The organism is Stenotrophomonas sp. YJH_SMC_122 (assembly GCF_059369535.1).
Map to the genome: position 1 here is coordinate 287,119 of NZ_JCAFST010000002.1, position 21,303 is coordinate 308,421.

19 protein-coding genes and 1 riboswitch are annotated in these 21,303 nt (G+C 67.5%); of the genes, 11 read left to right on the forward strand and 8 right to left on the reverse strand.

The genetic code is table 11. The features are described from left to right. Positions 1-8 precede the first annotated feature (8 nt). Entirely contained in the window at positions 9-1,172 is a 1,164-nt protein-coding gene (locus AC5P66_RS04835) for an isovaleryl-CoA dehydrogenase (RefSeq protein ID WP_014035590.1), read from the reverse strand. 158 nt (positions 1,173-1,330) lie between these two features. Here AC5P66_RS04835 and AC5P66_RS04840 point away from each other — a divergent pair, with 158 nt between their 5' ends. From AC5P66_RS04840 to AC5P66_RS04850, 3 genes are all read left to right on the forward strand, one after another. Continuing rightward, a complete protein-coding gene (locus AC5P66_RS04840; RefSeq protein WP_049413500.1) occupies positions 1,331-1,948 on the forward strand; it encodes a TetR/AcrR family transcriptional regulator in 618 nt (205 codons plus the stop codon). Between the two features lie 197 nt (positions 1,949-2,145). Then, complete coding sequence (locus AC5P66_RS04845; protein WP_005420711.1) at positions 2,146-2,664, forward strand: c-type cytochrome; 519 nt, start codon at positions 2,146-2,148, stop codon at positions 2,662-2,664. Positions 2,665-2,837: 173 nt separating this feature from the next. Further along, on the forward strand, positions 2,838-4,283 hold the full coding sequence (locus AC5P66_RS04850; protein ID WP_099496108.1) for an ExeM/NucH family extracellular endonuclease: 1,446 nt from the start codon (positions 2,838-2,840) through the stop codon (positions 4,281-4,283). A gap of 300 nt (positions 4,284-4,583) precedes the next feature. On the opposite strand, the gene AC5P66_RS04855 is transcribed toward AC5P66_RS04850, so the two are convergent. Then, positions 4,584-5,441 (reverse strand): EamA family transporter, encoded by an 858-nt coding sequence (locus tag AC5P66_RS04855; protein ID WP_099496109.1) that lies wholly within the window; start codon positions 5,439-5,441, stop codon positions 4,584-4,586. Between the two features lie 43 nt (positions 5,442-5,484). Here AC5P66_RS04855 and AC5P66_RS04860 point away from each other — a divergent pair, with 43 nt between their 5' ends. The 4 genes from AC5P66_RS04860 to AC5P66_RS04875 all read left to right on the forward strand — a co-directional run bounded on the left by AC5P66_RS04860 (position 5,485) and on the right by AC5P66_RS04875 (position 11,465). Further along, on the forward strand, positions 5,485-6,156 hold the full coding sequence (locus AC5P66_RS04860; RefSeq protein ID WP_099495442.1) for an alpha/beta hydrolase: 672 nt from the start codon (positions 5,485-5,487) through the stop codon (positions 6,154-6,156). Next, positions 6,153-7,253 (forward strand): cell division protein ZapE, encoded by a 1,101-nt coding sequence (zapE, locus tag AC5P66_RS04865; protein ID WP_049415791.1) that lies wholly within the window; start codon positions 6,153-6,155, stop codon positions 7,251-7,253. The genes AC5P66_RS04860 and zapE overlap by 4 nt, the downstream gene beginning before the upstream one ends. 636 nt (positions 7,254-7,889) lie before the next feature. After that, positions 7,890-10,292, forward strand: coding sequence for a ribonucleoside-diphosphate reductase subunit alpha (locus AC5P66_RS04870; RefSeq protein ID WP_049415794.1), 2,403 nt, complete (start codon positions 7,890-7,892; stop codon positions 10,290-10,292). Positions 10,293-10,445: 153 nt separating this feature from the next. Then, the gene (locus AC5P66_RS04875; protein WP_005420683.1) at positions 10,446-11,465 is read left to right on the forward strand and encodes a ribonucleotide-diphosphate reductase subunit beta; all 1,020 of its coding nucleotides are present in this window, start codon (positions 10,446-10,448) and stop codon (positions 11,463-11,465) included. Positions 11,466-11,597: 132 nt separating this feature from the next. On the opposite strand, the gene AC5P66_RS04880 is transcribed toward AC5P66_RS04875, so the two are convergent. Continuing rightward, entirely contained in the window at positions 11,598-12,233 is a 636-nt protein-coding gene (locus tag AC5P66_RS04880; RefSeq protein ID WP_099495443.1) for a LysE family translocator, read from the reverse strand. A gap of 90 nt (positions 12,234-12,323) precedes the next feature. Here AC5P66_RS04880 and AC5P66_RS04885 point away from each other — a divergent pair, with 90 nt between their 5' ends. The 3 genes from AC5P66_RS04885 (at position 12,324) to AC5P66_RS04895 (ending at position 14,840) form a co-directional block, all read left to right on the forward strand. After that, entirely contained in the window at positions 12,324-12,725 is a 402-nt protein-coding gene (locus AC5P66_RS04885) for an acyl-CoA thioesterase (RefSeq protein WP_021203756.1), read from the forward strand. Between the two features lie 43 nt (positions 12,726-12,768). Continuing rightward, positions 12,769-13,575 carry an NAD-dependent protein deacetylase gene (locus AC5P66_RS04890; protein ID WP_099495444.1) on the forward strand — a complete coding sequence of 269 codons (807 nt, stop codon included), beginning with the start codon at positions 12,769-12,771 and terminating at the stop codon, positions 13,573-13,575. A gap of 164 nt (positions 13,576-13,739) precedes the next feature. After that, complete coding sequence (locus AC5P66_RS04895) at positions 13,740-14,840, forward strand: NADH:flavin oxidoreductase/NADH oxidase (RefSeq protein ID WP_099495445.1); 1,101 nt, start codon at positions 13,740-13,742, stop codon at positions 14,838-14,840. A 3-nt stretch (positions 14,841-14,843) separates the two neighbouring features. Here the strand turns inward: AC5P66_RS04895 and AC5P66_RS04900 are convergent, their stop codons facing one another. Continuing rightward, complete coding sequence (locus tag AC5P66_RS04900; RefSeq protein WP_049438538.1) at positions 14,844-15,755, reverse strand: LysR family transcriptional regulator; 912 nt, start codon at positions 15,753-15,755, stop codon at positions 14,844-14,846. Positions 15,756-15,869: 114 nt separating this feature from the next. Between AC5P66_RS04900 and purU the strand changes: the two genes are divergently transcribed. Next, positions 15,870-16,721, forward strand: coding sequence for a formyltetrahydrofolate deformylase (gene purU, locus AC5P66_RS04905; protein ID WP_049415819.1), 852 nt, complete (start codon positions 15,870-15,872; stop codon positions 16,719-16,721). Positions 16,722-16,861: 140 nt separating this feature from the next. On the opposite strand, the gene pncA is transcribed toward purU, so the two are convergent. The 4 genes from pncA to AC5P66_RS04925 form a co-directional block, all read right to left on the reverse strand. Beyond that, a complete protein-coding gene (gene pncA, locus AC5P66_RS04910; protein WP_049438534.1) occupies positions 16,862-17,488 on the reverse strand; it encodes a bifunctional nicotinamidase/pyrazinamidase in 627 nt (208 codons plus the stop codon). Between the two features lie 55 nt (positions 17,489-17,543). Next, entirely contained in the window at positions 17,544-18,215 is a 672-nt protein-coding gene (locus tag AC5P66_RS04915) for an epoxyqueuosine reductase QueH (protein ID WP_049415804.1), read from the reverse strand. 139 nt (positions 18,216-18,354) lie between these two features. Continuing rightward, a riboswitch (cobalamin riboswitch) is annotated at positions 18,355-18,583 on the reverse strand. Positions 18,584-18,661: 78 nt separating this feature from the next. After that, positions 18,662-20,071 carry a nicotinate phosphoribosyltransferase gene (locus AC5P66_RS04920; RefSeq protein ID WP_099495446.1) on the reverse strand — a complete coding sequence of 470 codons (1,410 nt, stop codon included), beginning with the start codon at positions 20,069-20,071 and terminating at the stop codon, positions 18,662-18,664. A gap of 64 nt (positions 20,072-20,135) precedes the next feature. Next, on the reverse strand, positions 20,136-21,185 hold the full coding sequence (locus AC5P66_RS04925; protein ID WP_049415811.1) for a bifunctional nicotinamide-nucleotide adenylyltransferase/Nudix hydroxylase: 1,050 nt from the start codon (positions 21,183-21,185) through the stop codon (positions 20,136-20,138). Positions 21,186-21,303 lie beyond the last annotated feature (118 nt).

Genomic DNA, 21,303 nt, shown 5'->3' on the forward strand with positions numbered 1-21,303 from the left:
CAGTGGCCTTACAGGGTGCGCTGGAACAGTTCGCGGCCGATCAGCATGCGGCGGATCTCCGAGGTGCCGGCGCCGATCTCATACAGCTTGGCATCGCGCCACAAGCGGCCGGTCGGGTATTCGTTGATGTAGCCGTTGCCGCCGAGGATCTGGATCGCCTGGCCGGTCAGCCAGGTGGCCTTCTCGGCGGCGTACAGGATGGCACCGGCGGCGTCCTGGCGGGTGGTGCGGCCCTGGTCGCAGGCGCGTGCCACGGCATAGACATACGCGCGGCAGGCACCCAGGCCCACGTACATGTCGGCGATCTTGGCCTGGATCAGCTGGAAGCTGCCGATCGGCTCGCCGAACTGGTGGCGCTCGTGCACGTATGGCATCACCACGTCCATGGCCGCGGCCATCAGGCCCAGCGGGCCACCGGACAACACCACGCGCTCGTAGTCCAGGCCGGACATCAGCACGCGCACGCCACCGCCGACCTGGCCCAGCACGTTCTCTTCAGGAATCTCGCAGTCCTGGAACACCAGCTCGCAGGTGGGCGAAGAACGCATGCCCAGCTTGTCCAGCTTCTGCGCGGTGGAAAAGCCCTTCATGCCCTTCTCGACCAGGAATGCGGTGATGCCCTTGGCGCCGGCTTCCATGTCGGTCTTGGCGTAGACCACCAGCACGTCGGCATCCGGGCCGTTGGTGATCCACATCTTGTTGCCGTTGAGCACGTAGCGGTCGCCGCGCTTGTCCGCGCGCAGCTTCATCGACACCACGTCCGAACCGGCACCCGGCTCGCTCATCGCCAGCGCGCCGACCAGGCTGCCGTTGCACAGTCCGGGCAGGAAGCGCTGCTTCTGTTCTTCGTTGCCGTTCTTGCGCAGCTGGTTCACGCACAGGTTGGAGTGCGCGCCATAGGACAGGCCGATGCCGCCGGAGGCACGCGAGATTTCCTCCATCGCCACCACGTGGGCGAGGTAGCCCATGCCGGTGCCGCCGTATGCTTCTTCCACGGTGAGGCCGAGCAGGCCCTGTTCGCCGAGTTTCGGCCACAGCGCCAGTGGGAACTGGTTGCTGGCATCGGCCTCGGCAGCCAGCGGAGCGACCTCGGCGGCGGCAAAATGGGCCACGCTCTGGCGCAGCAGGTCGATGTCTTCGCCAAGATCGAAGTTCAGGGATGGCACGTGCATTGTGGTGGCTCCACGGCGGGATGGCAGGAATGGACGCACCCGGCGGGGGAGTGGGCGGCGGTCTGCAGGACCGTCACCCACACGGGCGATGGCCCCAGCGTAGCGGGGTTCGGGTAAGAAGTGAATACGAATTCAAAAATTGAAACTAGAATCAGAACATGGCCTATAAACGCTCTGCATTGATGGAAGAACGCCTGGCGGGCGCCCGTGAACGGATCCTGCTGGCCACCCGCGAGCTGGTCGCCACGGGCGGCTGGCGCAATGCCCCGGTGACGGCCGTGGCGACCCAGGCCGGGGTGTCCACCGGCCTGATCTATCGCCACTTCCCGTCCAAGGCCGAATTGTTCGTGGAAGTCCTCAATGCTGCCGTGGCCCACGAGGTCGCAATCATGGAGCGGATCGCCAGTGGCCCGGAGGCAGCCAGCGAGCGGCTGCGGCTGGCCATCACCGCCTTCGTCCGCCGTGCCCTGGCCGGGCCGGGGCTCGCGCACGCCTTCATCGTCGAACCGGTCGACCCGGATGTGGAAGCCGAGCGCATGCGCGGTCGTCGCGCATTCGGCGACGTGTTCCTGCGGCTGGTGGAGGAGGGCGTGGCGGCCGGTGAGCTGCCTGCGCAGGACGCGCATGTGGCCGCCGCCTGCCTGGTGGGTGCCTTCACCGAAGCGATGGTCGGCCCGACCGCACCCAGCCGCGAAGCGCACCGCGACGAAGACGCGCTGGTGGATGCGATCTGCAGCTTCTGCCTGCGCGCGATCGGCGCCCCGGCAATTCGGTAGCGCCGGCCGCTGGCCGGCTTCTGCGCGATCCATCTGGCAGGATGGTGATGCCGGCCAGCGGCCGGCACTACCGGGTGGGCATGCTGCGCCGCATCAGCAGTGACGCCTGTTGTCGCACGCAAAGTGCGTTCTATACTCGGCCCATCACGCAGTCGCTCAGCCGTGGTCCAACGACTATCAGCCAGGGGTAACGAAGAGTGCGGAATTACGATCTGGAGTTCCTGAAACGCTTCTCCATGGTGATCGCGCTGCTGGCGACCATCACCCTCGGCCTCATCCTCCTTGCCGCCTACATCCACACCCGGATTCCGCCCGAGGTGTCGCCGACCGCGGCCAAGCGCACCGAACAGCGCATCTCGCCCACCGGCGCGGTCTATGCCGGCAGTACCGGCGCTGCCGCGCAGGCCGCCGCCAAGGCCGCCGCGCTGGCCAAGGCCGCGTCGCAGGTGGCCTACGGCGGCACCAAGGATGGCAAGGTGATCTTCGACAACCTGTGCACCGCCTGCCACACCACCGGCGTGGGCATGGCACCGACGCTGGACCATTCGCACTGGGACAAGCGCATCGCGCAGGGCAAGGACACGCTCTACAAGCACGCCATCGAGGGCTATACCGGCCCCGACGGCGGCATCATGCCCCCCAAGGGCGGCAACCCGGCCCTGACGGAAGAACAGATCCACGCCACCGTGGACTGGATGCTGGCCAATCTGAAGTAAGCGGTAGTGCTGGCCGCTGGCCGGCAACCACACATCGCACGAAGGTCATGAGGTTGCCGGCCAGCGGCCGGCACGACCCAGGCTTTGCCCACCAAGGTCAAAACCCCGCCCGCAGGCGGGGTTTCGCATTTCAGGGTTAGTCTGTGCGCCCTCGTCCCAGGAATCGCCCGTCGATGCGCCGCTGCTCCCTAGCCCTTGCCCTGTCCCTGCTGCTGCCGGCCGGCGCCATCGCCCAGGCCCAGCCGCAGGCCACGACGGTCGCGACGCCGCCCGCTGCGCGCAGCAGCGCCAGCGTGGTGCTGACCGCCGCGCCAGCCGACTGGCGCGCGCTGGATGGACAGCGCGTCCGCATCGCCGCACCGCTCACCCTGGCCGGTAGCGATGGCCTGGAGCACTTCGGCCAGCTCACGGTGGCGTTCGATGGCCGCCTCTGGCAGCCGACCGAAGTGGCCGCGCCGGGCACCGCCGGCTACGAGCAGGTGATGGCCGACAACCAGCGCCGCCGCCTGGTGCTGGAAGATGGCAGTGATGCCCGCGATCCGGCCAGCGTGGCGTACCTGCCGGGCAGCCCGGTGCTGCGCACCGGCATGCAGCTGCGCGACGTGCAGGGCATCGTGCGCGTGGACGCGCAGGGCCATCCGCGCCTGCAGGTCGAGGGTGTGCTGAAACTGCCGGAACTCAAGCGCCCGGCGGTGCCGACGGTGCCGGGCAGCCTGCACGTGGCCGCCTTCAACCTGGAGAACTTCTTCAACGGTGATGGCCAGGGCGGCGGCTTCCCGACCCTGCGCGGCGCCCGCACGCTGGACGAGCACAAGGCGCAGGTGGCCAAGCTGGTCACCACGGTCAACGCGCTGGGCGCCGACGTCGCCGCGTTGATGGAGCTGGAGAACGACGGCTACGGCCCGCAGTCGGCCATCGCCGAACTGGTCGATGCGCTCAACCGCGACCGCGGCGCGCAGGGCGACTGGCGCTTCGTCGATGCCGGCAACGGCCCCGGCGACAACCCGATCCGGGTCGGCATCATCTACCGCAGCTCACGCCTGCAGCCGGTCGGCACGCCGGCCACGTTGACCGGTGGCCCGTTCGTCGAGCACAGCCGCGTACCGTTGGCGCAGGCCTTCCAGGGCAGGCAGGGCGCGCCGTTCGTGGTGGTGGCCAATCACTTCAAGTCGAAGGGCTGCCGCGACGCAAGCGGCGCCGACGCCGACCGCAACGACAACCAGGGCTGCTGGAACGCCACCCGCGTGACCTCGGCGCAGCAACTGCATGCCTGGCTGCAGACGGATCCGACCGGTACCGGTACAAAGGACGCGGTGCTGCTCGGCGATTTCAATGCCTACGCGATGGAAGACCCGATCCGCACCCTGCACGACCTGGGCTGGCAGGACGCGTTCAAGGTTGCCAAGGTCGAGCATCCCTACAGCTACGTCTACAACGGCTACACCGGCCGCCTCGACCACGCGCTGCTGAGCCCGGGCATGGCCAGGCGCCTGCGCGGCGCCGCCGAATGGCACAGCAATGCCGACGAGCAGGACGCCAGCGGTTATCAGGGCCGCAACGTGCAGGGCCCGTGGCGCAGTTCCGACCACGACCCGCTGCTGCTGGGCTTCGACAGATAAGGTTCGCCGGGCATCTGCTCTGGGGGGACCTTGATCGGCACGGATGCTGCCGTTGCTTTTGATCTTCCATTCCGCCTTCAAGCGAGCCGAGCATCGCAGGGGAATCGGGGGCGAAGAGGCGCCGATGTCTGAGCGCAGCGAGTTTGGCGCTGTCCCCTGATTCACCGACAAGCGCAGGGAACCGGTGCACAGCACCGGCTCGCGGCTGGCGGCGCGTTTCTTTTGGTTACTTTTCTTTTCGCGCGAAAAGAAAAGCGACATCCCACCGCGGGCGCGGAAATGGCCCGCCGCAACCAACGCTCACCCCCAGGCGATCAACCCGATCGCCAGCACCGCCAGCGCCAGGCCGGCGCGGTTCCACTTCGTGGTGGCCTCGCCGAAGGCGAACACGCCCACCAGCGCGCCCAGCACCACCACGCCGATGTTCATGCCGGCGAACACGGTGGCCGGGTTGTCCGGCATCGACTGGTGGGCGTGCACATAGAAAAGAATGTTGCCGCCATTGAGCAGGCCCAGCAGCGCACCCGCCCCCAGGTTGTGCCAGGCCAGCCGGCTGCGGCCACTGACATGCCGCCACAGCTGCAGGGCCAGCATCAGCACGAAGGCCACGCTGAAGCTGGTCAGCACCGCCGCCATCGACGGCGTGCCCGAGAGCGCCACCTGCTTGAGCAGCACGTCCACCACCGCAAACCCGGCCCATACGCCCAGCAGCCAGCCCCAGCCGCCGGGCGAGGACGCCACCGCCGGGCCGCGCGGGCGCAGGCTGATCGCCACCATCGCCAGCAGGCCCAGGCCGAGCCCGGCCAGCTTCCACGGCGTCGCAGTCTGACCGAAGAACAGGAAGGCGGCAGCCAGTGACAGCAGCAGCGACAACCGCTGTGCCACATCGCTGCGGACAATGCCGGCCACCGCCACCGCGCGGCCCAGCACCAGGAAGATCGAGGGCAGCACCACCGCCAGCGCCAGCAATGACGGCCACGGCGCATGCGGCGCGCGCAGCGCATCCAGCGGCGGCTGCAGCACCACGGCGGTGAGCGTTGCCGCCACCAGATAGTTCCAGGTGACCATCTGCGCGACATCCAGCTGGCGGCGTCCGGCCACCTTCAACAGCACCGAAACCAGCACGCTGCAGATCACGGCCAAAGACAGGTAGAGCATGGGGCGGGCACAGGGCAGGGGCGGGGGACGGTATCATGGTGCCATGCACAAGCCCCCGTTCCCCGTCGCCCCCGGCGAAACCGCCTGTCTCCAACTGGATGGCCCGGCCGGCCCGCTGGAAGTGGTCGTCGACCTGCCCAAGGCCGATGTGCCGGTGCAGCCGATCGTGGCCATCGTCTGCCATCCGCTGTCCACCGAAGGCGGCACCCTGCACAACAAGGTGGTCACCATGACCGCCACCACCCTGCGCGAGCTGGGCGTCGCCACGGTGCGCTTCAACTTCCGCAGCGTCGGCGCTTCGGCCGGTACCTTCGATGGCGGCGTGGGCGAGCAGGATGACCTGAAGGCGGTCGCCGCCTGGGTGCGCAGCCAGCGCCCGCACGACCGCCTGTGGCTGGCCGGTTTCAGCTTCGGCGCGTTCGTTTCGCTGAAGGCCGCTGCCGCGCTGCAGCCCGAAGCACTGATCTCGATCGCGCCGCCGGCCGGCCGCTGGGATTTCGATGGCATCGCACCGCCGGCGCGCTGGCTGGTGATCCAGGGCGAGCAGGACGAGATCGTCGACCCGCAGGCCGTCTACCAGTGGCTGGACACGCTGGATTTCCCGCATGAGCTGGTGCGCATGCCCGAGACCAGCCACTTCTTCCACCGCAAGCTGATCGACCTGCGCGGCGCGCTGACCCACGGCGTGAAGCACTGGCTGGGCGCGGCGGCATGAGTGCAACCGAGTTGACCCCGTCGCAGCGGTACGCGGAAGGGGTTGCCCGTGGCGACTGGCAGGACGACCCGGCCCAGCATGCGGCGCTGGCCGAGCTGGACCGCATCCACCTGGGCCTGCTGGACAGTGCCGAGGACGGTTGGCTGGACCGCCTGTCCTCGTTCTGGAAGAAGCCCGAACCGGTCAAGGGCCTGTACTTCTGGGGCGGCGTCGGCCGTGGCAAGACCTTCCTGGTCGACCTGTTCTACGACGGGCTGCCGATCAAGCAGAAGTACCGCACGCACTTCCACCGCTTCATGCGCAGCGTCCATGAGCGCCTGCGCGAGCATCAGGGCCAGAGCGACCCGCTGGCGAAGATCGCCCAGGAATGGCGCAGCAACCTGCGCGTGCTGGTGCTGGACGAGTTCTTCGTCACCGACATCGGCGATGCGATGCTGCTGGCGCGGCTGCTGGAGCGCCTGTTCGCCGAGGGCGTGACCCTGGTGACCACCTCCAACACCGCAGTGGAGAACCTGTACCTCAACGGCCTGCAGCGCGAGAGCTTCCTGCCGGCCATCGGCCTGTTGCAGCGCTTCTGCGTGGAGCTGTACGCCGAAGGCACCGAGGACTACCGGATGCGCGCGCTGACCCGCTCGCCGGTGTACCGCGCACCGTTGGCCGCCGACAGCGACGACTGGCTGGCCACGCGCTGGAGCGAACTGAGCGGCGGCCAGCCGGCCAAGCCCGGCAACATCGAGATCGAGGGCCGCAAGATCCCGGTCCGGGGCCGCGGCAAGAGCATCGCCTGGTTCGATTTCGCCGCGCTGTGCGAGGGCCCGCGTGGGCCGTCGGATTACATCGAGATCGCGCACGAGTTCAACACGGTGCTGCTGGGCGGCATTCCCGCCTTCGATCGCCTGAACGAGGATGCCGCGCGCCGCTTCGTCAACCTGATCGACGAGCTGTACGACCGCCACGTCAATCTGGTCTGCACCGCCAGCACCTCGCCGGTCGAGCTGTACACCGGGCAGCGCCTGCAGGGCGCGTTCGAGCGCACCGCCTCGCGCCTGATCGAGATGCAGAGCGCCGAGTACCTGGGCACCCCGCACCGGGCGTGAGGGGTTCCGCGCGAATGCAATGCCGGCCAGCGGCCGGCACGACCACCCTGGGATTCCGGTAGTGCCGGCCGCTGGCCGGCAATGATCGGGGGATAGGGCGCAACGGCGTTTCCCTGCGGCCGCTCCTCCGGCCTGGCCGCCACATACGGCCTCGCGTCGCTGCCCGGCGGGTGATCCCGGCATCCACCGGATTCCCACCGGCTGCCCACCCTCTATCCACAGGGTTGTCCCTAGCCAGTTTCATCACTGTCATGTGAAGCTGTCATTGTTCCGTTTCCGCGGTGCGTTGTGCCACCGCCATGACGCCTTTCGGGCTTGACTGCGCAGCCCGTTCCGGCAGGTCTGAAGCGTCTGATCCGGGCGCCGATGGCACGATCCTTGCGGCGCAAGGGATTGCCGAATTTCACTACATTTGGCGTTGACGGACCCCACTACCCCCACTATCTTGTGGCCGTCGGTCGCAGCAACCCCACGTCTGGGGGTTGGCCGCAGTCTCCATCGGCGATCGTCAACGGCAGTGGCAGGCGCAGGGTCTCATCCCCTGCGACGCCGTCCTGCCATCCTGGGCCGTCATGTCCCGGGCTGCGTCACCCCGATGCATCGAGCACCCCCAATCACGCCAAGAGGACATACGCCGTGAGCACCGAATCCAGCGCCACCATCGAGAAGGAAAGCGAATTCCTGTTGACGTCGCCGCCGACGGCCAACGCGATGAGTGTGACCAAGCGCAACGGGACCACCGAGCTGGTGGACCTGAACAAGATCGTGCGCGCGGTGCAGCGTTCCTCCGAAGGCCTGCACGCCGTTGACCCGATGCGCGTGGCCACCCGCACCATTTCCGGCCTGTACAACGGCGCCACCACCCGCGAGCTGGACGAACTGTCCATCCGCACCGCCGCCCTGCTGATCGGTGAAGAGCCCGAGTACGGCCGCCTCGCTGCGCGCCTGCTGGCCAACTACATCGCCAAGGAAGTCTCGGGCCAGGAAATCTACGCCTTCTCGCAGTCGGTCAGCCGCGGCCATGAAGTCGGCCTGATCAACGACCGCCTGCTGAACTTCGTGCAGACCAATGCACGCAAGCTCAACGACGCCATCGACGGCGCGCTGGACCTGAACTTCGATTACTTCGGCCTGCGTACCCTGTACGACCGTTACCTGCTGCGCCATCCGCACACCCGCAAGGTGATCGAAACCCCGCAGCAGTTCTTCCTGCGCATCGCCAGCGCGCTGAGCGAGGACGTGTCCGAGACCCTGGCGCTGTACAAGCGCATGGGCAACCTGGACTACCTGCCGTCCAGCCCGACCCTGTTCAACTCCGGCACCACCCACGAGCAGCTGTCCTCGTGCTTCCTGCTGGACTCGCCGCAGGACTCGCTGGAGTCGATCTATGCCAAGTACGGCGACATCGCCCAGCTGTCGAAGTTCTCCGGCGGCATCGGCGTCAGCTACACCCGCGTGCGTTCGCGTGGCTCGCTGATCAAGTCGACCAACGGCCACTCCAACGGCATCGTGCCGTGGCTGAAGACCATGGACTCGTCCGTGGCCGCGGTGAACCAGGGCGGCAAGCGCAAGGGCGCGGCCTGCGTGTACCTGGAAACCTGGCACGCCGACATCGAGGACTTCCTCGAACTGCGCGACAACACCGGTGACGAAGCCCGCCGTGCGCACAACCTGAACCTGGCCAACTGGGTGCCGGACCTGTTCATGAAGCGCGTCGAGGCCGACCAGGAATGGTCGCTGTTCGATCCGCGCGTCGTGCCGGAGTTCACCGACCTGTTCGGCGAAGCCTTCGAGGCTGCCTACCTGCAGGCCGAAGCCCAGGGCAAGGCCAACCGCACCATCTCCGCGCGCAAGCTGTACGCCCGCATGATGCGTACGCTGGCCGAGACCGGCAACGGCTGGATGACCTTCAAGGACAAGTGCAACCGCGCCAGCAACCAGACCCTGCGTCCGGGCAACGTGATCCACCTGTCCAACCTGTGCACCGAAATCCTGGAAGTCACTTCCAACGATGAAACCGCAGTGTGCAACCTGGGTTCGATCAACCTGGGCAACCACTTCGACGAGCACAACGAGTTCGACTTCGAGAAGCTGGCCGAGACCGTGCGCCTGGCCGTGCGCCAGCTCGACCGCGTCATCGACCTGAACTTCTACCCGATCGAAACCGCCCGTCGCGCCAACCTGCGCTGGCGTCCGGTCGGCCTGGGCTGCATGGGCCTGCAGGACGTGTTCTTCCGCAAGCGCCTGCCGTTCGACAGCGCCGAAGCCCGCGCGCTGTCGAAGAAGATCGCCGAAGCGATCTACTTCCACGCGCTGGAAACGTCCTGCGAGCTGGCCCAGGAACGCGGCAAGCACCCGTCGTTCAACGACACCCGTGCCGCCAGCGGCGAACTGCAGTTCGACGCCTGGAACGTGGTGCCGGAAGACACTGCGCGCTGGGATGCCCTGCGTGAGCGCATCAAGGAACACGGCCTGCGCAACTCGCTGATGATCGCAATCGCGCCGACCGCGACCATCGCCTCGATCGCCGGCTGCTACGAGTGCGTCGAGCCGCAGGTGTCCAACCTGTTCAAGCGCGAGACCCTGTCCGGTGACTTCCTGCAGGTCAACCGCTACCTGGTCAACGAGCTGAAGAAGCTGGGCCTGTGGACGCCGGAAATGCGCGATGCCATCAAGCTGGCCGAAGGCTCCATCGCGGGTCTGCCACAGATCCCGGAAACGCTGCGTGAGGTCTACCGCACCGCGTGGGAACTGCCGATGCGTTCGCTGATCGACATGGCCGCCGAGCGTGGCGCCTTCATCGACCAGTCGGCCTCGCTCAACCTGTTCATGGAAAGCCCGAACATCGGCGCGATGTCCTCCATGTACATGTACGCCTGGAAGCAGGGCATCAAGACCACCTACTACCTGCGTTCGCGCCCGGCCACCAAGATCGCCAAGACCACGGTGAGTGCCGCCGCACCGGCCAAGGTGTTCAGCCCGGACGAAGCCATCGCCTGCTCGCTGGAAAACCCGGAAGCCTGCGAGGCGTGCCAGTAAGAGCGGCACCGCCGCGCGGTAGTGCCGGCCGCTGGCCGGCACTCGAACACCTCGCACCTGTAGAGCCGAGCCATGCTCGGCTGCAGCACGGAAACACCAAGGTAGCGCCGGGCCATGCCCGGCGTTTTGACCCGAGAATTCAAGGAAACACCCATGGCCGACAAGCCCAAGCAGATGCTGCTCGATCCCGGTTTTGAACTGACCCTGCGCCCGATGCGCTACCCGCAGTTCTATGACATGTACCGGAATGCGATCAAGAACACCTGGACGGTGGAAGAGATCAACTTCCAGATCGACATCACCGACCTGCACAGCAAGATGTCGCCGGGCGAGCGCCACCTGATCCACCGCCTGGTCGCGTTCTTCGCCACCGGCGACTCGATCGTGTCCAACAACCTGGTGCTGAACCTGTACCAGCATCTCAATGCACCGGAAGCGCGCATGTACCTGTCGCGCCAGCTGTATGAAGAAGCGCTGCACGTGCAGTTCTACCTGACCCTGCTCGACAACTACCTGCCGGATCCGGAAGAGCGCGCCAAGGCGTTCTCGGCGGTGGAGAACATCGACTCGATCAAGAAGAAGGCCGATTTCTGCTTCAAGTGGATCGACTCGATCCAGGACCTGACCCGCATCGAGACCCGCGAACAGCGCCGCCAGTTCCTGCTCAACCAGATCTGCTTCGCTGCATGCATCGAAGGCCTGTTCTTCTTCGCCGCGTTCGCCTACGTGTACTACTTCCGTTCGCGCGGCCTGCTGCCGGGCCTGGCCTCGGGCACCAACTGGGTGTTCCGCGACGAGAGCGCGCACATGGAGTTCGCCTTCGAGTCGGTGCGCGTGGTGCGTGAGGAAGAGCCGGACCTGTTCGACGACGAGATGAAGCAGCAGGTCTACGACATGCTGGCCGAAGCCATCGAATGCGAAGTGCAGTTCGCCGAGGACGTGCTGTCCGGCGGCGTGGCCGGCATCTCGACCCGTGACATGCGCCAGTACCTGCAGCACTGTGCCGATCAGCACTTCGCCAAGCTGGGCATGGAAAAGAAGTACAACGTGCGCAACCCGCTGCCGTTCATGGAGCTGCAGGACGTGCAGGAGCTGACCAACTTCTTCGAACGCCGCGTCTCGGCCTACCAGGTCGGCGTGCAGGGCGAAGTCGCCTTCGACATGAACTTCTGATCGAAGCGGTCAGGCCTGTCGCAACGAAAAACCCCGGCCAGCGCCGGGGTTTTTCGTTTCTGTAGCGTCGAGCCATGCTCGACTGATCTCCGCAAACAGCAGTCGAGCACGGCTCGACTCTACAAGGAGCGGCTAGCGCCGCCCTTCCACCGCCATGCGCACCGCCAGCCCGGCCAGCACCGTGCCCATCAGCCAGCGCTGCACCCTCTGCCAGGTGGGGCGTGCGGCCAGGAAGCCAGCGATGCTGCCGGCGGTCAGCGCGATCATGCCGTTCACGCTGACGCTGACCAGGATCTGGGTGGAGCCCAGCACGATCGACTGCATCAGCACGCTGCCTTCGCTGTCCGGGTGCAGGAACTGCGGCAGCAGCGACAGGTACATCACCGCCACTTTCGGGTTCAGCAGATTGGTCAGGAATCCCATCGTGAACAGCTTGCGCGGGCTGTCCTGCGGCAGGTCACGCACCGCGAACGGCGAACGGCCGCCGGGCTTCAGCGCCTGCCAGGCCAGGTACAGCAGGTACAGCGCGCCACCAATGCGCAGCGCCTCATAGGCGAACGGCACGGTCATCAGCACGGCGGTGATGCCCAGCGCCGCGCACAGCATGTAGAACACGAAGCCCAGCGCCACCCCGCCCAGCGAGATCAGCCCGGCGAGCGGCCCTTGGCAGATCGAGCGCGAGATGACGTAGATCATGTTCGGCCCGGGCGTGAGCACCATGGCCAGCGAAACCAGCGCGAAGGCCAACAGGTCGGAAAGTGCGGGCATGGGCGGTTCTGGCAGTGGGCGTGGCGCAGTGTAGCGCTGCCTGCACGGGGCCTGGCTTAAAATTGCCGCACCCCACACCGAAGCACCCCCATGACCCCGATCCCCGAGACCGTGCCGCCCACCGAAGTGCGCATGGCCGAAATCGTCTTCCCCAACCACACCAACCACCTCGGCACCCTGTTCGGTGGCCAGGCACTGGCGTGGATGGACAAGGCCGCCTTCCTGGCCGCCGCCCGCTATTCGCGCCGCACCGTGGTGACCGCGCGCAGCGACCAGGTCGACTTCAAGCTGCCGATCCGCATCGGCCAGATGGTGGAAACCATCGGCCGCATTGTCGAAGTCGGCCGCAGCTCGATGAAGGTCGAGGTGGAACTGGTCGCCGAGGACCTGCATAGCGGCGAGCGCAAGCTGTGTACCCGCGGCCACTTCGTGATGATCGCGCTGGACGAGGACGGCCACCCGATCGCGGTGCCGCCGCTGCCGGCCGCCTGAGCCGGCGCTTGCACGGGCGCTGCGGCGCCCCCATCTGGCAGCCATGACCTCGCCGCTGACCGACTTCATCGACCGCGCCCGGCGCCTGTTCGTGCTGACCGGCGCCGGTTGCAGCACCGCCTCGGGCATTCCCGATTACCGGGATGCCGACGGCCAGTGGAAGCGCACCCCGCCGGTGACCTACCAGGCGTTCATGGGCGAAGCGGGTACCCGCCAGCGCTACTGGGCGCGCAGCCTGCTGGGCTGGCCGCGCTTCGGCCTGGCCCGGCCCAACGGTACCCACCAGGCCCTGGCCGCGCTGGAAAACCACGGCAAGCTGCAGCTGCTGCTGACCCAGAACGTGGACGGCCTGCACCAGCGTGCCGGCAGCCACAATGTCATCGACCTGCATGGCCGCCTGGACCGGGTGCGCTGCATGGGCTGCGAGCGCCGCAGCGGCCGCGAGGATTTCCAGCAGCGGCTGCTGGACGCCAATCCGGGCTGGGATGCACTGGAGGCCGGCATCGCGCCCGATGGCGATGCCGATCTGGAGACCGATTTCTCCACGTTCGTGGTGCCCGATTGCCCGTACTGCGGCGGCCTGCTGAAGCCGGATGTGGTGTTCTTCGGCGAGAACGTGCCGCGTGAACGGGTGGCGGCGGTGCACGATCACCTCCAGCAGGCCGACGCCGTGCTGGTGGTGGGCTCGTCGCTGATGGTCTATTCCGGCTTCCGCTTCGTGCAGGCGGCGGCGAAGGCAGGGGTGCCGGTGGCGGCGCTGAACCGCGGCCGCACCCGAGCCGACGACCTGCTGTTGTTCAAGGATGAGCGGGACTGCGCTGAAGCGCTGGCCGCCTGGGCTTCGCGCTGAGCCGAGCATGGGCTCGGCTCTACAAGGGGCGAGGGCTTCTGTAGGGCCGAGCGCACGCTCGGCTGCTGCAGGTCACGCGAAACAGCGATCCATCCAGACGGTTGATTCGCAGGCCGTGCGGCGGTGCAATACGCCCCCTCTATCCGCCTGTCCCCCGCATCGCCGTGACCCAGCTGTTCTCGCCGATCTCGTTCGGCCCCCTGACCCTGTCCAACCGCATCGTCATCGCGCCGATGTGCCAGTACTCCGCCGAAGACGGTCGCGCCAGCGACTGGCACGCCATGCACCTGGGCAACCTGGCGCAGTCCGGCGCCGGCCTGCTGATCCTGGAAGCCACTGCGGTCGAGCCGCGCGGCCGCATCAGCTGGGCCGACCTGGGCTTGTGGGACGACGGTACCGAAGCCGCGCTGGCGCAGGTGCTGGCCAGCGTCCGCCGCTGGTCGCCGATGCCGCTGGGCATCCAGTTGGGCCACGCCGGCCGCAAGGCCTCGGTGAACCGCCCATGGGACGGTGGTGGACAGCTGCCGGCCGGTGATGCGCGTGGCTGGGCCACCGTGGCGCCGTCGCCGCTGCCGTTCCATGCCGCCGACCCGGCACCGCAGGAACTGGACGAGGCCGGCATCGCCGAGCTCATCGCCGCCTTCGCCGCCAGCGCGGTGCGCGCCGAGCGCCTGGGCTTCGAGCTGATCGAGCTGCATGCCGCGCACGGCTACCTGCTGCACCAGTTCCTGTCGCCGCTGAGCAACCGCCGCACCGACGGCTATGGCGGCTCGCTGCCGAACCGCCTGCGCCTGCTGGTGGAAGTATTCGACGCTGTGCGTGCGGCGGTATCGGACAAGATCGCCGTGGGCGTACGCATTTCCGCCAGCGACTGGGTCGAGGGGGGCTGGGACCTGGTGCAGAGTGAAGCGCTGGCCCAGGTGCTGGACGCGCGCGGCTGCAACGTCCTGCATGTCTCCAGCGGTGGCCTGGACGAGCGGCAGAAGATCACCGTCGGTCCCGGCTACCAGGTGCCGTTCGCCGCAGCGATCAAGGCCAAGGTACGCATGCCGGTGATCGCGGTGGGCATGATCACCGAACCGGAACAGGCCGAGTCGATCCTGCGCCATCGCCACGCTGATGCCGTGGCCCTGGCGCGCGGCATCCTCTACGACCCGCGCTGGCCGTGGCACGCCGCCGCCGCATTGCGCGACAGCGTGGAACCGGCGCCGCAGTACCTGCGCTGCGAGCCGCGCGATGCGCGTGGCGTGTTCAAGGCGCGCTGAGGCTCACACCCGCCAGGCCGGCGCCATGCCGGCCTGCAGGTGCTCGAACAGCGCGCGGATCTTGGCGGTGAAGTCGCGGCGGTCGCTGACACAGAAATAGACGTCCATCGGTTCCGGCCGCCACGCGCTGTCGGTACCGAACACCGCCTGCAGTCGGCCGTCGCGCAGGTAGGGCTCGGCCACGAACGCAGCCAATCGTGTGATGCCGGCACCCGCCGCCGCCAGCGACGCCAGCGCATCGATGTCATCGCAGACCATGCTCGGCGGCAGCGCGGCGTCCACGCGTTGGCCGTCCTTCAGCAGGCCCCAGCGCAACGGCCGGCCATCGGTGGGGAAGCGGTGCAGCAGCCCGCGATGGCTGCCCAGATCCGAGGGTTCCTGCGGGGTGCCATGGGCCTGCAGGTAGGCCGGCGAGGCGCAGAACACGAACGGCACGCGCGCCAGCTGCCGTGCGACCACACCGTCTTCCAGCTGCGCGCCGATGCGGATGCTGGCATCCACCGCCTCTGGACCATGCTGTACGGCACGGTCGGTCAGCCGCAGTTCCAGCTGCAGCTGCGGGTAGCGTTGCTGCAGTGACGGCAGCAACGGTGCCAGCACGTGGCGGCCGAACGCGCTGCTGCTGGCGATGCGCAGGGGCCCGGCCGGTTCGATATCACCGGAGGTGACCATCGCCTGCGCGCGCGCCAGGTCGCCCTCGATGTGGCGCACCTGCGCCAGGTACAGCGCGCCAGCCTCGCTGAGGGCCAGTTGGCGCGTACTCCGGTTCAGCAGCCGTACGCCCAGATGCGCTTCCAGCCGGTTGATGTTCTGGCCGACCGCGGTGGCGCTGATGCCAAGGATGCGGGCCGCGGCGGCAATGCTGCCGGTCTCTGCGGTGCGGGTGAAGCTGCGGATCAGTTGCAACAGGTTCATGACCGACCAGCTTGCCACGGTGATGGCCAAGTATCGCTTGGGACTGAACCAAGCGGTTCGATTGCATCGGTGATGATCCGGCTGCTGGGCAGGAAGCTGCCCTACACTGTGTCGATGCGCCCCGATTCCATCCTCACCCTGTCCTGCCCCGACCGTACCGGCATCGTCTACCGCGTGTCCGGCCTGCTGTTCGACCACGGCTGCAATATTCTCGACGCCCAGCAGTTCGGCGACGAGGAAAGTGGCCGCTTCTTCCTGCGCGTGCATTTCGACCGCGATGCCAGCCTGCCGCTGGAGACCGTGCATGCCGCGATGGCCAAACTTGCCGAAGGCTTCGGCATGGACTGGCAGCTGCATGACGGCCGCCGCCGCGCACGCCTGCTGGTGCTGGTCAGCAAGCAGGGGCACTGCCTCAACGACCTGCTGTTCCGTGCCCACAGCGGCCAGCTGAAGGTCGATATCGCGGCAGTGGCGTCCAACCACGCCGACTTCGCGCCATTGGCCGCGTCCTACCAGGTACCGTTCCACCACCTGCCGGTGACCGCCGATACGCGTGCGGTGCAGGAGCAGCAGATCATCGACCTGGTCGAGCGTGAGCGCATCGACCTGGTGGTGCTGGCGCGCTACATGCAGATCCTGTCACCCACGCTGTGCCGCGCGCTGGCCGGCCGTGCGATCAACATCCACCACAGCTTCCTGCCCAGCTTCAAGGGCGCGCAGCCGTATCACCAGGCGCACGCGCGCGGAGTCAAGATCATCGGTGCCACCGCGCACTACGTCACCGAGGATCTGGACGAAGGCCCGATCATCGAACAGGACGTGGCCCGCGTCGACCACGCCATGGCGCCGCGCGAGCTGGTGCGGCTGGGCAGCGATACCGAATCGCTGGTGCTGGCGCGCGCGGTGCGCCGCCATGTGGAGCACCGCATCCTGCTCAACGGGCACCGCACGGTGGTGTTCCGGTAACGTGCTGCCCCTTCGGGGTTCGCCGGGCATGGCCCGGCGCTACCCACGGGTGTGATCCGGTGGTGCCGGCCGCTGGCCGGCAACTGCAGGGATCCAGGCGTTGCCGGCCAGCGGCCGGCACTACCACCGGCGACCACGCGTCAGATGATCGCGATCCCCGCTTTGCCCAGCGCTTCGCGCACCATCGCGTTGTTGGCTTCGGTCACCGGCCGGGTCAGGTCCCACAGGAACTTCACCCGGAAACCGGACTTCACCGCGTCCTGCGCGCTCCACAGCACGCAGTAGTCGCGGGCCAGGCCACAGACGTGCACTTCGCGGATGCGGCGCTCGTGCAGCCAGCCGGCCAGGCCGGTGGCCGGGCGCTCGCCATCGGGGCCGTGGTTCTCGCGGAAGGCGCTGTACGAATCCACCTGTGGGCGGGTGCCCTTGCGCAGGATCAGGTCGGCCGTGGTCCAGTCCACGCCCGGGTGCAGCGCGGCGCCATCGCTGCCCTGCACGCAATGGTCGGGCCACAGGGTTTGTGGCTGCGCGTGCAGCAGGATGGTCTCGAACGGTCGCTTGCCGGGGTGCTGGCTGGCGAACGAGGCGTGGTCGGCCGGGTGCCAGTCCTGGGTCGCCACCACGGTGCGGTAGCGGCGCTGCGCCAACAGGTCGGCAATCGGCGCCACCAGCGCATCGCCCTGGTCGCAGGCCAGCGCACCGCCCGGCATGAAGTCCGGCTGCAGGTCGATCACCAGCAGGGCGACATCGGCGGGCACGGCGGTCATGGCAGATCCACTACATCAGAAGGGGCGACCAGCGTGGCCGCCCCATGCCTGCACGTCAATCGCCCTGCGGCGTCCCAGCGTCCTGCCCGTAGTACAGCAGGCCGATCCTGATCCGTTCGCGGCCGTTCTCACGGCGATGGCGGTTGGCATCGCGCAGCGAGTACACGCAGCCGCAGTACTCCTGCTGGTAGAACTGCTCGCGCTTGCTGATCTCGATCATGCGGCTGGCACCGCCGCCCTTGCGCCAGTTGTAGTCCCAGTACTGCAGGCCTTCATAGCGCGACGCCGCACGGATGCCGCAGTCGTTGATCTGCGCCATGTTCTTCCAGCGCGAGATGCCCAGCGACGAACTGATGGTGTCGTAGCCGTGTTCATGCGCGTACAGCGCGGTGCGCTCGAAACGCATGTCGAAGCACATCGTGCAGCGGATGCCGCGCTCGGGCTCGTTTTCCATGCCACGCGCACGGCTGAACCAGTTGTCGGTGTCGTAGTCGCAGTCGATGAACGGGATGCCGTGCTGCTCGGCGAAGCGGATGTTCTCCTGCTTGCGCAGCTCGTACTCCTTCACCGGGTGGATGTTGGGGTTGTAGAAGAAGATCGCGTAGTCGATCCCGGAAGCGGTGATCGCCTCCATCACTTCGCCGGAACAGGGCGCGCAGCACGAATGCAGCAGCAGGCGCTTGCCATCGGCGGGCAGGGTAAGGGTGGGGCGTTGGAACTCGGTCATCGTGGCGTGCGTCAGGGCGTGGGAGCGGTCTGGCCGGTTACCGTGAACAGGACGCGCGCGGCCACGCCGCCTGCGCATGCAGGCTGGCGATGGCCCCGGCACCCTCCCCGCGGAGAGTCCAGGTCGAATCAGGGGACGGTCGTGTCCCCCGGCCGGGGCCGGTCTTCGGGCTGATGGACACGGACCGCAGCCCACCTACTCCCTGCCGCTTCCCAGGCGCGAGCCCAGTGCTGTTGGCAGGATTCGTTTCCATTCACCGCTGCGGGGCAGCTCCGGAATGGGCGCGCCAGGCGCCTTCACCGGATTCCCGTTTGAATCCTTCCCAGCGCCGGAGCGATGGGAGGGATACCTTCGGCGTGTGCAAAGTGGACCGATTGGCCGCAGGGGTCAAGGCCCGGGGTCAGAGCCCGTTGCCACGCAACGGGCTCTGACCCCCGGAAACGCCTTCAGCGCCCCGCCGCCGCCCGGGCCCGGATGTCGTCCAGCCGCTGGTCGTGCAGCAGGCGGCCGTTCTCCCACACGGTCACCATTGCGTCCTCGAAGCCGTCCGGCAGGGTGTCGTCGCCGTTGGCCGGCAGTGGCACCGTATGCAGGCTGCCGTCATCCAGCCGCCGCAGCAGGTGCATGCGGCCGCGTTTGCTGGTCTTGCCGGCGTCGGTGATCGGGTCCTTGTAGACGTCGATCCACTCACCGTCGACCCGTGCCGCCGAGCACTTCAGCGCGAACTTCTGGGTGTCGCGGTCCAGCCGCTGCAACAGCGCGCCGCCCATGCCGAAGGCCACGTTGTCGGCCGAATAGCCGTCGCCGGTGATGCGCTGCAGGATGGCGCGGATCGTATCCGGGTTGATGCCATCGCCCTGGATCACCCGCACGTGGTTGAGCACGCGGTAGCCCTTGCCGTTGATCACGTGGCCGAAGGCTTCATCCAGCCGGCGCAGGCTTTCGGCCACCACCTCCACCGGGTCGCCCGAGTCGGGACGGATGACCAGGGTGGCGCCCGAGGCGATCACTTCATCGCGCAGGGTGGTACCCCAGTGCTCACTGATCGCGCGGTAGATGTCGTAGCTGTCCGATACCACCGCCACGATCGCACCGGGCTTGCCGAACCGACGCAGCATGTTGCGGTAGGCGTCCACCTCGCGCTCGCGGCCCCAGCTGGTGATGGTGCTGTGCTCGGCGGCGGGGATCGAATAGCCCGCCATCGGCGCGTGATAGTGCGCGCGCGCCAGGCACAGGGCCGAGACGGTATCGGTGCCGAGGAAGTTGACCAGGTGTGCGGCACCGCCCAGCGCGGCCGATTCCAGGCTCGATACCCCGCGCGCGCCGAAGTCGTGCAGCTTGAACGGCAGCTGCCCCTGCGGATCGTCGCTGGTCCGCTGCAGGAACGCAGCAATGGTCTGCCGTGCATGCCAGCTGATGGTGGCCACGGTGACCGGGTACCACACGCGCAGCAGCAGCGTTTCCAGGTACGACGGCACCCAGAATGCAGCCGGGTCGGTCGACTCGACGGTCATCAGTGCCTGGTGGGTGGGTACCACGCTGCCCTCGGGCACGGCACGGATGCGCACCGGCAGGTGGCCGCCAAGCCGGTCGACGATATCGCGCCAGCCGGCTTCGTTGAACGGCTCTCCATGGGCGGCGAACACCGCAGCAGCGTCGTCGATGTCGGCGTGGGTAACCGGCCTTGCCAGCGCCTCCTTGAGGATCGCTTGCAGGCCGAAGAACACCGTCCGATCGTGCAGGCCGCCACGTGATTCCACATAGAAGAACGTGGCATCGGTACCCGGCGGGTACTGCAGCCAATGGCTGGCCTTGTAGCTGTCGGTATTGAGGAGAAGATTATCGAGGTAGTGCATGACGGAAGCTCCTTCGCGTCGAGTGACACCAGCGGTCTATCCGCCGGCGGGGAGGCCGGGCCTGTCAGCCGCGGCCGAGGAAATACTCCAGGATGTGCAGGTGGTCTTCGAACAGCTGCGGGCCCATGTCCAACGCCTCACTCACCGGTATCCAGCGCGCCTTGTCGGCGTCGTCGCCGCCGCGCACCGGCGGCAGTTCACCGGCCGGGAATTCGAAGTGGAAACCGTGGGTGATGGTGCGGCCGCGCTGGCTGCGGTCGGGGTGGTCGAAGACCTGCTGGCCCTTCAGCGAACCCTTCAGCACCGGCAGCGGAATCTTCAGACGGGTTTCCTCGCGCAGTTCGCGCAGGCAACTGTCCAGCAGGCTCTGCTCCTGGCCGACGAAACCGCCGGGCAGCGCCCATAGCCCCTTGCCGGGTTCCGAACGGCGACGCACCAGCAGCACGTGGCCTGAATGCACCACCACCGCATCGGTGGTGACGAAGGTGGGCGCGTAGGGTGCATCCTTCCACGCGGCCTTGTACTGTTCGATGAAGCGGTACTCGGCCACCAGCTGGGCATACGCAGGCGCGCTCTTGCGGAACGCTTCGAGCATGTCGAACACCGGCGCCGGCACATTGCCACGCAGCATCAGCAGCGCGCCGTGGAAGTCGACGTCGCCGGCCTCGAACAGGTAACGCCGCAGTTCGGTGGCCGACAGCGTGGCGGTGTGCTGCACGTCCACCAGCGGCCATTGCGGGAACTCCCGCAGGTAGTAGCTGGAGGCATCCTTGTCCATGCCGATCAGGCCCACCTTTGCATCGGCGGCGGCACCGTCGTTGCGCAGGGCGTCGGCCACCTGGCGCTGCACGTTGGCGATCCACTGTGCTTCGTTGTACAGGTGGTCACGCAGCGGGCGGATCAGCAGGCGGTCGGTGTGGCCATCGAGGGCGGCCTGGATCATCACGGCGCGTTCGGCCACGGTCCAGGGATTGCGGAGGCTGCGGGGAGTATCGGCAGAGCCGACCAGGAAGATCAGCTTGCGGGCCCGGCTCAGCGCCAGGCGGGCAACGGCGGCGTGGCCGTTGTGGAAGGGCTCGAATCGCCCGATGAAGACGAGATAGTCGAATTCCATGAGAATCCCTCATGTCGTTGTGGCAGCCGCGGGTCTGTCCCTTGGCTTGCTGCAGATGCTACGCCGATGGCGGGGCCGGTCAAGCCTGCAGGCCTGCCATCTGCTGAACGCCGCAGAT

What these genes read in the sequence shown, in the direction of transcription:
- AC5P66_RS04900 (WP_049438538.1), bottom strand. Translation starts at nt 15,755, where the DNA reads ATGAACCTGTTGCAACTGATCCGCAGCTTCACCCGCACCGCAGAGACC.
- AC5P66_RS04885 (WP_021203756.1), top strand. Translation starts at nt 12,324, where the DNA reads ATGACCCCGATCCCCGAGACCGTGCCGCCCACCGAAGTGCGCATGGCC.
- AC5P66_RS04840 (WP_049413500.1), top strand. Translation starts at nt 1,331, where the DNA reads ATGGCCTATAAACGCTCTGCATTGATGGAAGAACGCCTGGCGGGCGCC.
- pncA (WP_049438534.1), bottom strand. Translation starts at nt 17,488, where the DNA reads ATGACCGCCGTGCCCGCCGATGTCGCCCTGCTGGTGATCGACCTGCAG.
- purU (WP_049415819.1), top strand. Translation starts at nt 15,870, where the DNA reads ATGCGCCCCGATTCCATCCTCACCCTGTCCTGCCCCGACCGTACCGGC.
- AC5P66_RS04890 (WP_099495444.1), top strand. Translation starts at nt 12,769, where the DNA reads ATGACCTCGCCGCTGACCGACTTCATCGACCGCGCCCGGCGCCTGTTC.
- zapE (WP_049415791.1), top strand. Translation starts at nt 6,153, where the DNA reads ATGAGTGCAACCGAGTTGACCCCGTCGCAGCGGTACGCGGAAGGGGTT.
- AC5P66_RS04835 (WP_014035590.1), bottom strand. Translation starts at nt 1,172, where the DNA reads ATGCACGTGCCATCCCTGAACTTCGATCTTGGCGAAGACATCGACCTG.
- AC5P66_RS04860 (WP_099495442.1), top strand. Translation starts at nt 5,485, where the DNA reads ATGCACAAGCCCCCGTTCCCCGTCGCCCCCGGCGAAACCGCCTGTCTC.
- AC5P66_RS04850 (WP_099496108.1), top strand. Translation starts at nt 2,838, where the DNA reads ATGCGCCGCTGCTCCCTAGCCCTTGCCCTGTCCCTGCTGCTGCCGGCC.
- AC5P66_RS04875 (WP_005420683.1), top strand. Translation starts at nt 10,446, where the DNA reads ATGGCCGACAAGCCCAAGCAGATGCTGCTCGATCCCGGTTTTGAACTG.
- AC5P66_RS04920 (WP_099495446.1), bottom strand. Translation starts at nt 20,071, where the DNA reads ATGCACTACCTCGATAATCTTCTCCTCAATACCGACAGCTACAAGGCC.
- AC5P66_RS04925 (WP_049415811.1), bottom strand. Translation starts at nt 21,185, where the DNA reads ATGGAATTCGACTATCTCGTCTTCATCGGGCGATTCGAGCCCTTCCAC.
- AC5P66_RS04855 (WP_099496109.1), bottom strand. Translation starts at nt 5,441, where the DNA reads ATGCTCTACCTGTCTTTGGCCGTGATCTGCAGCGTGCTGGTTTCGGTG.
- AC5P66_RS04880 (WP_099495443.1), bottom strand. Translation starts at nt 12,233, where the DNA reads ATGCCCGCACTTTCCGACCTGTTGGCCTTCGCGCTGGTTTCGCTGGCC.
- AC5P66_RS04915 (WP_049415804.1), bottom strand. Translation starts at nt 18,215, where the DNA reads ATGACCGAGTTCCAACGCCCCACCCTTACCCTGCCCGCCGATGGCAAG.